A 15,240-nucleotide genomic window follows, 5' to 3' on the forward strand; every position below is an offset into this window, starting at 1 on the left:
TAAAAACACTTTTAAATAAAAATAGAGTATTATGCAGACAATTGACAAATTCAATTTTGCCGGTAAAAAGGCATTTGTTCGCGTGGACTTCAATGTACCCCTGGACGAAAACTTCAACATTACAGATGACACTCGTATGCGTGCAGCTCTTCCTACTTTGAAGAAGATCCTGGCAGACGGCGGAAGCATCATCATTGGCTCTCACCTGGGCCGTCCGAAAGGCGTTGCCGATAAATTCTCTTTGAAACATATCATCAAGCATCTGTCTGAATTGCTGGGCGTTGAAGTTCAGTTCGCTAACGACTGCATGGGCGAAGAAGCTGCTGTAAAAGCTGCTGCTCTGCAACCGGGAGAAGTGCTGTTGCTCGAAAACCTTCGCTTCTACGCTGAAGAAGAAGGCAAACCAAGAGGTTTGGCTGAAGATGCAACTGACGAAGAAAAAGCTGCTGCCAAGAAAGCAGTAAAAGAAAGCCAGAAAGAATTTACCAAGAAATTGGCTTCTTACGCTGACTGCTACGTAAACGACGCATTCGGTACTGCTCACCGTGCACACGCTTCTACAGCATTGATCGCTAAATATTTCGATGTAAACAACAAGATGTTCGGTTACCTGATGGAAAAAGAAGTGAAAGCCGTTGATAAAGTATTGAACGACATCAAACGTCCGTTCACTGCTATCATGGGTGGTTCTAAAGTTTCTTCTAAAATCGAAATCATCGAAAACCTGTTGAGCAAGGTAGACAACTTAATCATCGCCGGTGGTATGACTTATACATTTACTAAGGCAATGGGTGGTAAAATCGGTATCTCTATCTGTGAGGACGACAAACTTGACCTGGCTTTGGATTTGATGAAGAAAGCAAAAGAAAAAGGTGTAAACCTGGTATTGGCTGTTGACGCTAAGATTGCTGACGCATTCTCTAACGACGCAAATACTAAATTCTGTGCTGTTGACGAAATTCCTGACGGATGGGAAGGTCTTGACATCGGTCCTAAGACTGAAGAAATCTTCGCTAACGTTATCAAAGAATCTAAGACTATTCTTTGGAACGGTCCTACAGGCGTATTCGAATTTGACAACTTCACTCACGGCTCACGTGCAGTAGGTGAAGCAATCGTTGAAGCAACTAAGAACGGCGCATTCTCACTTGTGGGTGGTGGCGACTCTGTAGCTTGTGTTAACAAGTTCGGTTTGGCTAGCGGTGTATCTTACGTTTCAACCGGTGGTGGCGCATTGCTCGAAGCAATCGAAGGAAAAGTTCTTCCGGGTATCGCTGCTATTCAAGAATAATAGAACTAGATAATTAGTTAATTTTTTAAATAGTTAATGATAAGAGGGCAGTTCTTTGTGAAAAGAGTTGCCCTTATTTATAAAAAACGGAGTTCCTCTTATTTACAAAAACGAGGTATGAAAAGACCGATACTACTCTTTTGGTTCATCCTTCTCTTCCTTTACTCCTGCCAGAGTAAAAAAGGAGACGGCTCTTTTTTACCTCTAACCGAACTGCAACCACTCACCCTGGGCATGATGCCCACACTGGACGGACTCCCTTTCCATATAGCTAAAACACAAGGTATCTACGATTCATTAGGGCTGAACCTGACTATTCTTTCATTCAACTCTGCCAACGACCGGGACGCTGCTTTCCAGACCGGGAAAATGGATGGCATGATTACCGATTATCCCAGCGCAGTAGTGCTGCAAGCTATCCATCATGCAGATTTAGGGTTCGTCTTGAAAAATGATGGTTATTTCTGTTTCATTGTCTCTAAAGAAAGTAATATCAATCAACAGGAACAGCTCAAGGAAAAGAATATTGCTGTGTCACGCAACACAGTTATCGAATATGCTACCGACCAGTTATTAAACAAAGCCGGAATCAGTCTTTCAGAAATGAATATGCCGGAAATCGGCCAGCTTCCTCTCCGGCTGCAAATGTTGCAGTACAATCAGATTGACGCCTCTTTCCTGCCCGACCCTGCCGCATCCATCGCCATGAACAGCCAGCATCGTTCATTGGTAAGTACACAGGAGTTGGGCATTGATTTTACGGCTACCGCTTTTTCACGAAAAGCGCTCAACCAAAAAAGAAAAGAAATCGAACTACTCATCACAGGTTATAATCTGGGAGTAGATTATATAAAAATGCATCCACAGAAGGAATGGGAGCAAGTGCTGATAGAAATAGGTGTACCGGAAAATCTGACAGGACTCGTCGCCCTCCCCAATTATCAAAAAGCAAAACGCCCTTCGGCTGAAGGGATAGATAAAGCTATACACTGGTTGAAAGAAAACCATCGAATCCCCGAAACCTACTCTGAACGGAATCTGATTGACACAACGTATATCCCCACAGTATCAACCATAATCAAAATCAAATAACAACTAACTCATGCGAAAAACACTACTCCAATTCTTAACCTTTGTATTATGCATTACAGGTATGCAAAATCCTCTCCTGGCACAGGAGCAGACACCACTAAATCAAGTTGTCAACACACTGAAAGAACGGATTAGTCTCTCCGGATATGCCCAATTGGGATATACTTATGACGATGCAGCGAACCCGGACAATACATTCGACATCAAGCGAATTATTTTCATGGCACACGGAAAGATCACCAAACGGTGGACTTGTGATTTTATGTATGACTTCTACAATGGAGGCATGTTACTCGAAGTGTATACCGATTATCAGTTTCTCCCCGGACTTACGGCACGTATCGGTGAATTCAAGGTTCCTTATACCATAGAAAATGAATTATCTCCTACCACAGTAGAACTCATCAATTGTTATTCACAGTCGGTTTGTTATCTGGCGGGAGTAAGCGGTAGCGATAAGTGTTACGGAATGACGTCCGGACGGGATATCGGCATGATGCTTCACGGAAAATTATTTCGCGACTTCCTGCAATACAAAGTGGCTGTAATGAACGGACAGGGATTGAACACCAAAGACAAAAACAGTCAAAAAGATGTAGTCGGTAACTTGATGGTTAATCCGCTGAAATGGTTATCCGTAGGTGGTTCGTTTATCCGCGGAACAGGACATGCCATAGCAGATTCGGAATATACCGGAATAAAAGCAGGAGAAAATTACGCCAAGAAACGTTGGAGTGCAGGAGGGGTTGTCACCACTTCCACCTTTAATCTGCGTACGGAATATCTTGCCGGAAAAGACCGGAGTGTGAAAAGCGAAGGTTTCTATGCAACAGGCAGTGTACGCTTCGCCCGGAATTTCGATTTCATCGCTTCGTTCGATTATTTCAACCCGAACAAAGCTGCTGATTTCAAACAGAATAACTATATTGCAGGCGTACAATACTGGTTCTACCCTAGATGCCGCTTACAAGCACAATATACCTTTTGCGACAAGAAAGGAGACGGACAAAAAGACTCCAATCTGATACAGGCACAGGTGCAGGTAAGATTTTAATCAAGTATCAAGTATTAAGTATTAGCATCCGGTATTAGGGCTGAAGTAGCAGTATTGAAACAGCGGAATCAAATAATTATAGAATATCAATCTTATAAATAACAGAAACGAAGAAATCATGGAACACAAAATCGCGGAAACCAACGCCCGAATAGACGTGGCCGACGTATTAAGAGGATTAGCAGTAATGGGAATTATTCTCTTACACAGTATTGAACATTTTAATTTCTATTCTTTCCCAGAAGAAGTACCTTTTGAATGGATGAAATTTACCGATCAGGCTATTTGGAGAGGGTTATTCTTCACATTCAGTAACAAAGCATACGCTGTGTTTGCCCTGCTCTTCGGTTTTAGTTTCTACATTCAGGACAACAACCAACAACGGAGAGGGAAAGATTTCCGCTTGCGTTTTTTATGGAGATTATTCATTCTCTTCATGATAGGACAGTTCAATGCCGCTTTCTTTACCGGTGAAATATTGACTATGTATGCGATTTTAGGAATTATCCTTCCGATATTCTGCCGGATGAGTGACCGCACGGTTGTCATCTTCGCTACTTTATTAATTCTACAACCTATCGACTGGGTGAAATTGATTTATGCTTTGTGTAATCCTGACTATGTGGCAGGAAAAAGTTTGGCAAGTTATTATTTCAGCATTGCTTTCGACGTACAAAAGAACGGAACTTTCCTCGAAACAGTCCGAATGAATATGTGGGAAGGACAACTGGCCAACATGACCTGGGCACTGGAACATGGACGTATCTTACAGACACCGGGGTTATTCTTATTCGGAATGCTTGTCGGTCGCCGTAAATATTTCCTGTACAGCGAACAGAACGAACGCCTGTGGTTAAAGGCATTGGCCGTTTCGCTTCTCTGCTTCTTCCCCATCTACGGATTGAACAATATGCTGCCGGAATTCATCGAACGAAGTGCCATCCTTGTTCCCTTGCAATTGATATTAAGTTCATTCAGCAGCCTTAGCTTCATGGTATTGCTGGTAACGGGATTACTGCTGACTTTCTACCGTGTGAAAGACCGCAGTTTCTTTATGCGTTTCACATCTTATGGTAAAATGAGTTTAACGAACTACCTCGGGCAATCTATTTTCGGTTCTCTTTTGTTCTATCATTGGGGATTCGAACTTGGACGATATTTAGGAATCACTTACAGTTTCCTTTTTGGCATCCTTTTTGTTCTATTACAAATGGTATTTTGTTCGTGGTGGCTCCGACACCATAAACACGGTCCTTTTGAGGGTCTCTGGAAACGTTTGACCTGGATTGGAAAAAATAAATAATTAAAGAATGATGAACGAAAAAACGATTAATGAACAATACGCATATATACGTACTTTACTTGAAGAGAAAAGACTCAAAGAAGCCTTAATGCAGTTGGAATCTTTGCTGTGGCAGTGTCCTGACTGGGATTTGCGCACTCGCCTGGAACAATTGCAGACCTCTTACAAATATATGCTGGAATACATGAAACAGGGAGCAAACGACCCTGACCGGTGGAATCTGTATCAAAAAATGGTAGCAGACACCTGGGGAATTGCCGACCAATCACGTTTGCTCATGTTGGACAACGCTTCATCAAGATATTATCATGAGGTACGCCGCACTCCCAGATCGGCGGACTTGTCGAACTATGGTATCAAAACAATATTACACATATTGGAGTCATTTAATGACGACTTGGCAGTCAGCGGATTACTGTCTGACGAAAAGATGGATGAAGTATTAAGACGGCATGAAGATACGCTCAAGTTTATGTTTATAAGAACATGGACAAACAGTGCATGGACTCCCGAGGACGAGGAAGACGCAAAAGCTATGCTTGCCTCGGAATTACTTCCGGGAGATGACTTATGCTTATTTGTCAGTGCCCTCACATTGAGCTTGATGGAATGTTTCGACTTACGAAAAATAATGTGGCTGCTCAATGCTTACGAACACCCTAACGTCAACGTCAGCCAACGGGCATTGGTAGGTACAATGATTATCTTCCACATCTACAGAAGCCGTCTTTCTTTTTATCCGGAACTTATCAAAAGGGTAGATCTCATGGAGGAAATACCTTCATTCAGAGAAGACGTCGCACGTATTTACCGCCAAATGCTATTGTGTCAGGAAACGGAAAAGATTGATAAAAAGATGAGGGAAGAGATTATTCCTGAAATGCTGAAGAATGTTTCCTCCATGAAAAATATGCGGTTCGGTTTTGAAGAAAACGATGAAGAAAACAATGATATGAACCCGGATTGGGAAGATGCGTTCGAGAAGTCCGGCCTGGGAGATAAATTGCGTGAAATGAACGAATTGCAATTAGAGGGCGCAGATGTGTATATGAGCACTTTTGCCGCATTGAAAAATTATCCATTCTTCCGCGAGGTGCATAACTGGTTTTATCCATTCAGCAAACAACAGTCCAATGTACTCAGAGCAATGAAACAAGCGGGAAATCAAGGCAGTAGTTTACTGGATTTAATTCTTCAATCGGGATTTTTCAGCAACAGCGATAAGTACTCGCTCTTTTTCACGATTCATCAATTGCCACAGTCGCAACAAGATATGATGTTGAGTCAGTTGAACGAACAGCAGGTGGCAGAATTGGCAGAGAAATCGAATGTTGAAACAATGAAGAGGTTCAATGAACGTCCGGGAACGGTCAGTAACCAATACCTGCACGACTTGTACCGTTTCTTCAAACTTAGTGTACGCAAGAGTGAGTTCAGAGATATTTTTAAAGAGAAACTCGACCTTCATCACGTTCCTGCACTCGACAATATCTTGTATTGGGAAGATGTATTATTCCCCATTGCCGATTTTTATCTGGCAAAGGAACGTTGGGACGAGGCTATTGAAATTTATGAAGAACTGGAGTCTATTGGAGGATTCGAAGGAGAAAGTGCAGAATATTATCAGAAGTTTGGCTATGCATTACAGAAAAGAAAGAAATATGCAGAAGCTATTCAGGCTTATCTGAAAGCAGACACGCTGAAGCCGGATAATATTTGGAACAATCGCCACCTGGCTATTTGTTACCGGTTAAACAGAAACTATCAGGCTGCACTCACTTATTATAAAAAGGTAGAAGAAGCTGCTCCGGAAGATACCAATGTGACTTTCTATATCGGTAGTTGCCTAGCTGAACTGGGACAATATGAGGAAGCTCTGAATTATTTCTTCAAGTTGGATTTCATCGAGAACAATTGTATAAAGGCGTGGCGCGGCATCGGTTGGTGCTCGTTCATCAGTCAGAAATATGAACAGGCGATGAAATATTATGAAAAGATTATTAAACAAAAGCCGCTGGCTATTGATTATATGAACGCAGGGCATGTGGCCTGGGTAATGGGAGATATTCAGAAAGCTGCCGTTTTCTACGGAAAAGCCATTACAGCTAGTGGGAACCGGGAAAGATTCTTGGAGATGTTCCACAAAGATGAAGAATCTCTTCTCACACAAGGGATTCGAGAAGAGGACATTCCTCTGATGTTGGATTTATTATAGTCTCCTGCATCTTTCAATTCGGGATATTCAGTAAATATCCCTGCTTAAGAATACAGAAAAAGGCTGCCTCATTTTCTATTTTGAGGCAGCCTTTTCATATTATTGGATTAAGTAGAAATATTCAGATAGATTCAGAATCCTTACTATAACTTTTTCAACTCTCCATACAACTTCTGTATGGGAAGTCCCATAATATTATAGAAGCTACCTGAAATTGATTTCACACCGATATACCCGATCCATTCCTGAACGCCATACGCTCCTGCCTTATCCATCGGCTGATAGCGGTCGACATAATACTGGATTTCATCTTCTGACAAGACATCAAACAATACTTCAGAGGAAGCGGTAAAGCTTTTTTGCCATTCGGTAGTAGTCAGGCAAACACCTGTGAAAACCTGATGAGACTTTCCCGAAAGAGCACGAAGCATTTCAATGGCTCCTTCCCTGCCCTCCGGTTTTCCAAGTACTTTTCCATCCAGCCAGACGATGGTATCTGCTGTAATCAATAATTCTCCCGGCTGCATCATGGTACGGTAGGCATCTGCCTTTTCACGAGCAATATATTCGGGTATTTCAGCACCAACCAATGTATCCGGATATGACTCGTCTACATCCGGCAATGTTCTGACTACATAGTCCACTCCCAAGCCTGACATCAATTCTTTCCGACGGGGAGAATTGGAGGCTAGTATAATCTGATATTTCTTTAAATTATCAAGCATGATTCGATTTATGATTTATAATTTATGGTTTATGGTTGAAAATACTTTTTATTGATGTCACCAGTTGATTTCACCAGCCGAAAGCATCTTCTGCCATCCACAGACCATGAGCTTTCAGTACTTGCTCCACTACATCACGTCCGCAACCACGTCCGCCGTCTGCATAAGAGATATACTTTGCTACGGATTTCACTTCCGGCACGGCATCTTTCGGACAACATGGAAGTCCACATTCACGCATCACTTCAATATCCGGAACATCATCGCCCATATAGAGAATTTCATCATCGGTCAGTCCGTATTTATCACGAAAATCACGATAGTCGTGTATCTTGACGGCGGATCCCATATACAGATCCTTCACTCCCAGTCCTTCAAAACGGATACGCACTGCTTCTGTACGGCCACCGGTGATGATGGCTATGTGAAGTCCTTTTTTCACAGCCAACTGGATAGCGTACCCATCTTTGATATTCACAGTACGCATCGGCTCTCCGGAAGGATGCAAAGGTACGGTTGTCGAACTCAATACTCCGTCTACGTCAAAAGCTAAAGCCTTGATACGGGATAAATCATAGTTGATGGTGCTCATGGATACTTTTGCTCATTAGTTTATATATTTCCTGCAATGCCGGAGAATCTACCAACATGGCAAGATGATTGTTCATCACATTCTCATCGTAACGGACAGCGGGTCCGGTCTGTGCATCACGCGGTGCCAGTTCGTGTACTTTACGTGCCGTTTCATCTATCAGCGGAAGCATGACATCGAAAGGCAAGTTGTATTTTTCAAGCAAATCAGCAGCTAATGCATACATGTGATTTGTGAAATTGCAGATAAAAACAGCAGCCAAATGGAGGCTTTTACGCTGCTCGGAAGAAGCTTCGTAAACTTTCTCCGAAAGAGTGGCGGCAACAGCTTTCAAGAGCTCTACATCTTCCGGTCGTTTCGCTTCAACAAAGAAAGGCACTTCCTGAAAATTGACTTCACGTTGTTTGCTGAATGTCTGCATCGGATAAAATACTCCATACCGTTCTGCATACCCTTCCCAAATACTCATCGGGATACTTCCCGCGGTATGCACCAACAAAGAATTCTGTTTCCCTTCTGTTATCTGCGGCAACAAATCTACTAAAGCGGCATCTTTCAAAGATACAATATACAATTTGGCATCTTTGGAGACTTCCTGTAAATCTGTAGTATATTCAGCTTCAACTTTCTCGGCTAAAGTACGGGCAGATTCCATGGTCCGGCTATATACCTGCACAATACGGAAGCCTTTATGATAGAGAGCCTTCGCCAGATTAGTAGCCAGATTACCTGCGCCAATAAACACAATCGGTGTATCTTCTATACTTCTCTTCATTATTTCCTTACCGTTTTGCAAACCAGAATAAAATGATGCCGACAATGAGCAAAGTCAATGGCAGCAGATACCCGGATAACGAACCCAGCAATGATATTACCAAACTGATATTCATCACCAGCCAAAGACCAAGCAAAACAAAACCAATTGATTTGTCGCGTTTAAAAATAAGAAAACAGATCGAAGCATATAATAACATATTGTCCTTATTCATCACCCAGGGTAGTCCAATAGTAGAGAAATGAATCAGTTTATCAATCAGATAAAGTGCTCCGATAACGATAAAGGTAACAGCAGTAGCCAAATAAGTATCTTTGCTGTTACTCGCTTTAGCAGCTCCCATATTTATTTTCCTCCGAATTTATTAATATGAATTTTCTCCCATTGAAGATGTTCTTCGTTGAAAGGTTTACGTTCCATCCCTTTATGTCCGATAGCAATAACGGAAAGAATTTGAAGTTGCAGAGGAATACCCAGGATTCCATGGACAAATTCATCGGAAGGCATTCCGGTAGCAGTGAAACGTTCGCGGACCTGCACCCAGCAGCTTCCCAAGCCGAGATCTTCGGCCTGCAACTGTATCATGATAGAAGCAATAGCAGCATCTTCAATCCAAACATCACTAGCCAACGGATCGGCCATTACCACAATAGCTAAAGCTGCGTCGGCAATGAACGAAGAAGCTTGTTCCTTGCAATGAGACAATTCTTTCAATACCTCTTTATCATCAATCACTACAAACTGCCAACTATTACTACGTTTGGAAGAGGGAGACATCAAAGCTGCTTTCATCAACGTAACGACCTGATCTTGTGTCAACTCTTCATCGGTGAACTTCCGCATACTACGACGGTTCTTTATTAATTCACTGAAATTTTCCATATTATTTTCCGGTTTCATTTGATTAATGTATGCAAAGATAATGCAAACCGAGCGTAATAGGAAATAAAAGTATCTTTTTCATTTCTATTGTCAGAAGGGAATCTATGACATGAAAAGAGTGCCAAATACTCCACTAAATGAAGAATATATTGTATCTTTGCACAGATAAATAATTTCATTATGAAAAAGCGAATTACACAAGACGATTACATTAAAGCGAATCGTAAAGCTAGCCGTGAGGCAGAAATTGAGATGTACGGGCACCCTATTTGTCACAAACGAGTGCACCAGTCAAAGAAAGTATATAACCGCAGAAAGATAAAGGCAGCCGATAAAAAGCTGCCTTATTTTTTTGTCTTCAAAATAGCGTCACTATCCTCCAGACATAGCGACACTATACAATAGGAATGGCGTCACTATCATGATAGGATAGCGCCACTATATTTAGAGGATTAAAAAAGAAGTTTATCTATTTACCTAATCTATCTAATTATCTATACAATCCGAGTTAATTCCCCGGTCGTAGAATCAATAATAAACCCGTAGACTGTCACATCTGAAGGGATCAAAGGATGACGCACGATAAAATCTACCGTTCCTCTCACCGACTTTTCCGTATCTTCGAAGCCATCCAGCCACGAATGAAAGTCAACTCCGCAGAAACGCATCATATCAATATAATCCGGATTGATTCCGCGTGCTTTCATTTTTTCGAGCATTACTTCACTGTGCATGTGGCAAGCTCCACAGTCAGAATGAGCAATCACCATTATTTCCTCTACCCCCAACTCAAAAATAGCCACAAGTAAACTACGTATCACGCTACCGAAAGGATGGGAAATAACGCCACCTGCATTTTTTATCATTTTCACATCGCCATTCTTAATTCCTAATGCGGCTGGAAGCAAAGCAGTCAGTCGGGTGTCCATACAGGAAAGAATAGCTATTTTCTTATCGGGATATTTATTGGTAATATACGATTCGTATCCCTTGTTCTCAACAAATTGCTTGTTGTAAGCTAAAATTTCTTCTAACATAGTTCCGCTTTTTAAAAGTTCTGTTCGATTACACAAAGATAGAAAAAATATATAAAGGTGCATTTTTTACAACTATATATATCAGGCAGTTCCAACAAAATCTCTGTTTTGTTGTTGAATAAAGAATAAAAAGTGTAAATTTGTACCTAGATGCCACTTAAACTAACCACATATTATCATGGGAAGGACATTCCTGAATTGCCGGGAAAAAACGCCTTCCATTCCAAAGAGTTATTTCAGATTTATGAAGCGACTCCGGGCTATACTCCTTTATTAATAGTAGCAACAGAAGACGGCAGACCTGTGGCACGCCTGCTTGCCGCCATCCGCAAAGCGAAAAAGTGGCTTCCCTCCTCTTTAGTAAAACATTGCGTAGTATATAGCGAAGGTGAATTTCTGGATGAGTCGCTTTCGACCAACAAAGAAAAGGCAGAAGAAATCTTTGGCGATATGCTCGAACATCTCACACAAGAAGCATCGCGTAGCTGTGTCCTGATCGAATTCCGGAACCTAAACAATTCAATGTTCGGTTACCGGGTTTTCCGTGCCAATGATTATTTCCCTGTCAATTGGCTGCGGGTACGCAATTCGCTGCACAGTATGAAAAAGACGGAAGACCGATTCAGCCCGTCACGCATCCGTCAGATAAAAAAAGGACTCAAGAATGGAGCCAAAGTAGAGGAGGCACATACCGTGGAAGAAATACACGATTTCTCACGGATGCTGCACAAGGTTTATTCCTCCCGCATACGCAGATATTTCCCTGCCAACGACTTTTTCCGTCACATGAACGATATGCTAATCAAAGGACAGCAGGCAAAAATATTCGTAGTAAAATACAAAGAGAAAATCATTGGCGGTTCCGTCTGTATCTACTCGGGAGATGACGCGTACCTTTGGTTTTCCGGAGGAATGAAAAAGACATACGCACTTCAGTATCCGGGAGTGCTGGCCGTTTGGAAGGCATTGGAAGACGCCCGCCAACGGGGATTCCGTCACATGGAATTTATGGATGTAGGACTTCCGTTCCGCAAACACGGTTATCGTGATTTCGTTCTCCGATTCGGAGGAAAGCAGAGCAGTACCCGCCGCTGGTTCCGTGTCAATTGGAATTGGCTGAACAAACTCTTAGTCAAATTTTATGTCTAAATGTAATCTCAAGATTACAAAACAACTCTTCATACTCCTTCCCTACCATTTTTTCTGTTTAATAATCCAATAATTAAATGCAGAAATATTTCTTTATTAGGTAAGAAATGTCTTTCTTTGTGCTGTTTTATGCCATATAAGCACATGATTAAAACCAAATAAAAAAAGTATAGTTATGAAGATTTCACACATTGAACATCTGGGCATTGCTGTAAAAAGCATCGAAGAAGCCCTTCCTTACTACGAAAATGTATTAGGTCTGAAGTGTTACAACATTGAAACAGTGGAAGATCAGAAAGTAAGAACTGCTTTTTTAAAAGTAGGCGAAACCAAAATTGAACTGTTGGAGCCGACTTGCCCGGAGAGTACTATTGCCAAATTCATTGAAAACAAAGGTGCAGGTGTTCATCATGTAGCCTTTGCTGTAGAAGATGGCGTAGCCAATGCTTTGGCAGAAGCAGAAAGCAAAGAAATCCGCCTTATCGACAAAGCTCCCCGCAAAGGTGCTGAAGGTTTGAATATCGCTTTCCTTCACCCGAAATCAACTTTGGGTGTGTTAACAGAACTCTGCGAACATTAATCATAAACTCTAAAACTAACAAGAACTCATGAGTAATCAACTTGAAAAAATTAAAGAGCTTATTGAACGCCGTGCCGTAGCACGTATCGGAGGCGGCGAAAAAGCAATTGCGAAGCAACATGAAAAAGGGAAATACACAGCACGCGAGCGTTTGGCTATGCTGCTTGACGAGGGTAGCTTCGAAGAAATGGACATGTTCGTTGAGCACAGATGCACGAACTTCGGAATGGAGAAAAAACATTATCCGGGAGACGGTGTAGTAACCGGCTGCGGTACAATCGAAGGACGTCTGGTATATGTGTTCGCACAGGACTTCACTGTTTCTGCCGGTTCACTGTCAGAAACAATGTCATTGAAGATTTGTAAAATTATGGATCAGGCCATGAAGATGGGTGCTCCTTGTATCGGTATCAACGACTCGGGTGGTGCACGTATCCAGGAAGGTATCAACGCTTTGGCAGGTTATGCAGAAATCTTCCAACGCAACATCCTTGCTTCAGGTGTTATTCCGCAGATTTCCGGTATCTTCGGTCCTTGTGCCGGTGGTGCTGTTTATTCTCCGGCTCTGACCGACTTTACACTGATGATGGAAGGCACTTCTTATATGTTCCTCACCGGACCGAAAGTGGTGAAGACCGTTACAGGTGAAGACGTTAGCCAGGAAAACCTCGGTGGCGCAAGCGTTCACTCCACTAAATCGGGTGTGACTCATTTCACCGCCCAAACAGAAGAAGAAGGTTTCGAACTGATTCGCAAACTGTTGAGCTATATTCCTCAAAACAACCTCGAAGAAGCTCCTTATGTAGATTGCACAGACCCAATCGACCGTCTGGAAGATTCTTTGAACGATATTATCCCCGACAGCCCTACTAAACCGTATGACATGTACGAAGTGATCGGCGCTATTGTGGACAACGGTGAATTCCTTGAAATCCAGAAAGATTATGCAAAGAATATCATCATCGGTTTCGCCCGCTTCAACGGCCAATCGGTAGGTATCGTTGCTAATCAGCCTAAGTATCTGGCTGGTGTGCTCGACAGCAACGCATCTCGTAAAGGCGCACGTTTCGTTCGTTTCTGCGATGCATTCAATATTCCTATCGTATCGTTGGTAGACGTACCGGGATTCCTTCCGGGAACAGGTCAGGAATACAATGGCGTTATCCTTCATGGTGCTAAACTGTTGTATGCTTACGGTGAAGCTACTGTGCCTAAGGTTACTATTACATTGCGTAAATCTTACGGTGGTTCTCACATCGTGATGAGCTGTAAGCAACTTCGCGGTGACATGAACTACGCATGGCCTACTGCCGAAATCGCAGTAATGGGTGGTGCAGGAGCAGTAGAAGTATTGTACGCACGCGAAGCCAAAGATCAGGAAAACCCTGCTCAATTCCTTGCAGAGAAAGAAGCAGAATACACGAAACTGTTCGCCAATCCTTACAATGCAGCTAAATATGGCTACATCGACGATGTGATTGAACCGCGCAACACACGTTTCCGTGTTATCCGAGCTTTGCAGCAGTTGCAGACCAAGAAATTGAGTAATCCGGCTAAGAAGCATGGTAATATTCCGTTGTAATCCTACTTTTCACATTAAAACAAGAACGATTATGAACAAAACCAAAATCGGAATATTCCTTTCTTTGCTGTTGCTGATTGGTTTGACTTCTTGTGGAGAGCAAAAGTCGAACAATAAGCTGGTGCTAAACGAAATCCTGATAGACAATCAGAGTAATTTTCAGGACGATTACGGATTGCACAGCGCATGGATTGAAATATTCAATAAATCATTCGGTAGCGCCGACCTGGCAGCTTGCTTGCTGAAAGTAAGTAGCCAACCGGGCGATACAGTTACTTATTTTATCCCGAAAGGTGATATACTTACTTTAGTGAAACCACGCCAACATGCACTATTCTGGGCAGATGGCGAACCTAACCGTGGTACTTTCCATACCAGCTTCAAGCTGAATCCAGAAACAGCTAATTGGGTTGGTCTGTTCGACTCCGGCAAAAAGTTGCTCGACCAGATTGTAGTGCCCGCAGGCGCGCTCGGTCCCAACCAATCATACGCTCGTGTAAGCGACGGGGCAGCTGAATGGGAAGTAAAAAGTGGAAGCGGTGACAAATACGTGACTCCGAGCACCAACAACAAGACTCTTGACAGCAATTCCAAGATGGAAAAGTTTGAAGAACACGATGCTGATGGCGTTGGAATGTCCATTTCTGCCATGAGCGTAGTATTCTGCGGATTGATTCTTCTCTTTATTGCTTTTAAGATTGTAGGAAAAGTAGCTGTTAATTTGAGCAAGCGTAACGCTATGAAATCTAAAGGCATTGACAAGCATGAAGCTAAGGAACTGTCACAGGCTCCGGGCGAAGTATACGCTGCTATTTCTATGGCATTACACGAAATGCAGGATGAGGTGCACGACGTAGAAGAAACGGTACTGACCATCACCCGCGTAAAACGCAGCTACTCACCATGGAGTTCGAAGATTTACACTTTGCGTGAAACTCCTCCCAGAAAGTAAGTCACCTTTTA

At 42.4% G+C, this 15,240-nt stretch carries 16 protein-coding genes; 10 read left to right on the forward strand and 6 right to left on the reverse strand.

Annotation, left to right across the window (positions count from 1 at the left end):
• The first annotated feature begins 31 nt into the window (after positions 1-31).
• The 5 genes from pgk to DW862_RS04090 all read left to right on the forward strand — a co-directional run bounded on the left by pgk (position 32) and on the right by DW862_RS04090 (position 6,955).
• Positions 32-1,291: a phosphoglycerate kinase gene (pgk, locus tag DW862_RS04070; RefSeq protein WP_004300866.1), complete on the forward strand. Its 1,260-nt coding sequence runs from the start codon at positions 32-34 to the stop codon at positions 1,289-1,291.
• A 117-nt stretch (positions 1,292-1,408) separates the two neighbouring features.
• A complete protein-coding gene (locus DW862_RS04075; RefSeq protein WP_120067326.1) occupies positions 1,409-2,383 on the forward strand; it encodes an ABC transporter substrate-binding protein in 975 nt (324 codons plus the stop codon).
• A gap of 10 nt (positions 2,384-2,393) precedes the next feature.
• Entirely contained in the window at positions 2,394-3,437 is a 1,044-nt protein-coding gene (locus DW862_RS04080; protein WP_004314227.1) for a hypothetical protein, read from the forward strand.
• A 118-nt stretch (positions 3,438-3,555) separates the two neighbouring features.
• Positions 3,556-4,740 carry a DUF418 domain-containing protein gene (locus tag DW862_RS04085; RefSeq protein ID WP_120067327.1) on the forward strand — a complete coding sequence of 395 codons (1,185 nt, stop codon included), beginning with the start codon at positions 3,556-3,558 and terminating at the stop codon, positions 4,738-4,740.
• 7 nt (positions 4,741-4,747) lie between these two features.
• The gene (locus DW862_RS04090) at positions 4,748-6,955 is read left to right on the forward strand and encodes a tetratricopeptide repeat protein (protein ID WP_182422561.1); all 2,208 of its coding nucleotides are present in this window, start codon (positions 4,748-4,750) and stop codon (positions 6,953-6,955) included.
• 143 nt (positions 6,956-7,098) lie between these two features.
• On the opposite strand, the gene DW862_RS04095 is transcribed toward DW862_RS04090, so the two are convergent.
• The 5 genes from DW862_RS04095 to DW862_RS04115 form a co-directional block, all read right to left on the reverse strand.
• The gene (locus DW862_RS04095) at positions 7,099-7,680 is read right to left on the reverse strand and encodes a Maf-like protein (protein WP_008026013.1); all 582 of its coding nucleotides are present in this window, start codon (positions 7,678-7,680) and stop codon (positions 7,099-7,101) included.
• Positions 7,681-7,750: 70 nt separating this feature from the next.
• A complete protein-coding gene (locus DW862_RS04100) occupies positions 7,751-8,272 on the reverse strand; it encodes an HAD family hydrolase (RefSeq protein WP_008026011.1) in 522 nt (173 codons plus the stop codon).
• Positions 8,253-9,047 carry a Rossmann-like and DUF2520 domain-containing protein gene (locus tag DW862_RS04105; protein WP_087317770.1) on the reverse strand — a complete coding sequence of 265 codons (795 nt, stop codon included), beginning with the start codon at positions 9,045-9,047 and terminating at the stop codon, positions 8,253-8,255. The genes DW862_RS04100 and DW862_RS04105 overlap by 20 nt, the downstream gene beginning before the upstream one ends.
• 7 nt (positions 9,048-9,054) lie before the next feature.
• On the reverse strand, positions 9,055-9,390 hold the full coding sequence (locus DW862_RS04110; RefSeq protein WP_004314220.1) for a hypothetical protein: 336 nt from the start codon (positions 9,388-9,390) through the stop codon (positions 9,055-9,057).
• Positions 9,391-9,392: 2 nt separating this feature from the next.
• Positions 9,393-9,929, reverse strand: a complete 537-nt coding sequence (locus tag DW862_RS04115; protein ID WP_087317818.1) for a nitroreductase family protein — start codon at positions 9,927-9,929, stop codon at positions 9,393-9,395.
• 180 nt (positions 9,930-10,109) lie between these two features.
• On the opposite strand from DW862_RS04115, the gene DW862_RS04120 reads away from it, so the two are divergent.
• Positions 10,110-10,334 carry a hypothetical protein gene (locus DW862_RS04120; protein WP_008026002.1) on the forward strand — a complete coding sequence of 75 codons (225 nt, stop codon included), beginning with the start codon at positions 10,110-10,112 and terminating at the stop codon, positions 10,332-10,334.
• 89 nt (positions 10,335-10,423) lie between these two features.
• On the opposite strand, the gene DW862_RS04125 is transcribed toward DW862_RS04120, so the two are convergent.
• Positions 10,424-10,966, reverse strand: a complete 543-nt coding sequence (locus DW862_RS04125; RefSeq protein ID WP_004300877.1) for a carbonic anhydrase — start codon at positions 10,964-10,966, stop codon at positions 10,424-10,426.
• A 150-nt stretch (positions 10,967-11,116) separates the two neighbouring features.
• Between DW862_RS04125 and DW862_RS04130 the strand changes: the two genes are divergently transcribed.
• The 4 genes from DW862_RS04130 (at position 11,117) to DW862_RS04145 (ending at position 15,229) form a co-directional block, all read left to right on the forward strand.
• Complete coding sequence (locus DW862_RS04130) at positions 11,117-12,115, forward strand: GNAT family N-acetyltransferase (RefSeq protein ID WP_015533022.1); 999 nt, start codon at positions 11,117-11,119, stop codon at positions 12,113-12,115.
• A 175-nt stretch (positions 12,116-12,290) separates the two neighbouring features.
• Complete coding sequence (mce, locus tag DW862_RS04135) at positions 12,291-12,695, forward strand: methylmalonyl-CoA epimerase (RefSeq protein WP_002561104.1); 405 nt, start codon at positions 12,291-12,293, stop codon at positions 12,693-12,695.
• Between the two features lie 28 nt (positions 12,696-12,723).
• On the forward strand, positions 12,724-14,277 hold the full coding sequence (locus DW862_RS04140) for an acyl-CoA carboxylase subunit beta (RefSeq protein WP_004300890.1): 1,554 nt from the start codon (positions 12,724-12,726) through the stop codon (positions 14,275-14,277).
• A 31-nt stretch (positions 14,278-14,308) separates the two neighbouring features.
• Positions 14,309-15,229 carry an OadG family transporter subunit gene (locus DW862_RS04145; RefSeq protein WP_004314216.1) on the forward strand — a complete coding sequence of 307 codons (921 nt, stop codon included), beginning with the start codon at positions 14,309-14,311 and terminating at the stop codon, positions 15,227-15,229.
• The last annotated feature ends 11 nt before the right edge of the window (positions 15,230-15,240 follow it).

The organism is Bacteroides sp. AM37-9 (genome assembly GCF_003603455.1).
GTDB classification, from domain to species: domain Bacteria; phylum Bacteroidota; class Bacteroidia; order Bacteroidales; family Bacteroidaceae; genus Bacteroides; species Bacteroides xylanisolvens.

Coding starts and splice junctions, on each gene's coding strand:
- pgk (WP_004300866.1), top strand. CDS start 32: ATGCAGACAATTGACAAATTCAATTTTGCCGGTAAAAAGGCATTTGTT.
- DW862_RS04075 (WP_120067326.1), top strand. CDS start 1,409: ATGAAAAGACCGATACTACTCTTTTGGTTCATCCTTCTCTTCCTTTAC.
- DW862_RS04080 (WP_004314227.1), top strand. CDS start 2,394: ATGCGAAAAACACTACTCCAATTCTTAACCTTTGTATTATGCATTACA.
- DW862_RS04085 (WP_120067327.1), top strand. CDS start 3,556: ATGGAACACAAAATCGCGGAAACCAACGCCCGAATAGACGTGGCCGAC.
- DW862_RS04090 (WP_182422561.1), top strand. CDS start 4,748: ATGATGAACGAAAAAACGATTAATGAACAATACGCATATATACGTACT.
- DW862_RS04095 (WP_008026013.1), bottom strand. CDS start 7,680: ATGCTTGATAATTTAAAGAAATATCAGATTATACTAGCCTCCAATTCT.
- DW862_RS04100 (WP_008026011.1), bottom strand. CDS start 8,272: ATGAGCACCATCAACTATGATTTATCCCGTATCAAGGCTTTAGCTTTT.
- DW862_RS04105 (WP_087317770.1), bottom strand. CDS start 9,047: ATGAAGAGAAGTATAGAAGATACACCGATTGTGTTTATTGGCGCAGGT.
- DW862_RS04110 (WP_004314220.1), bottom strand. CDS start 9,390: ATGGGAGCTGCTAAAGCGAGTAACAGCAAAGATACTTATTTGGCTACT.
- DW862_RS04115 (WP_087317818.1), bottom strand. CDS start 9,929: ATGGAAAATTTCAGTGAATTAATAAAGAACCGTCGTAGTATGCGGAAG.
- DW862_RS04120 (WP_008026002.1), top strand. CDS start 10,110: ATGAAAAAGCGAATTACACAAGACGATTACATTAAAGCGAATCGTAAA.
- DW862_RS04125 (WP_004300877.1), bottom strand. CDS start 10,966: ATGTTAGAAGAAATTTTAGCTTACAACAAGCAATTTGTTGAGAACAAG.
- DW862_RS04130 (WP_015533022.1), top strand. CDS start 11,117: ATGCCACTTAAACTAACCACATATTATCATGGGAAGGACATTCCTGAA.
- mce (WP_002561104.1), top strand. CDS start 12,291: ATGAAGATTTCACACATTGAACATCTGGGCATTGCTGTAAAAAGCATC.
- DW862_RS04140 (WP_004300890.1), top strand. CDS start 12,724: ATGAGTAATCAACTTGAAAAAATTAAAGAGCTTATTGAACGCCGTGCC.
- DW862_RS04145 (WP_004314216.1), top strand. CDS start 14,309: ATGAACAAAACCAAAATCGGAATATTCCTTTCTTTGCTGTTGCTGATT.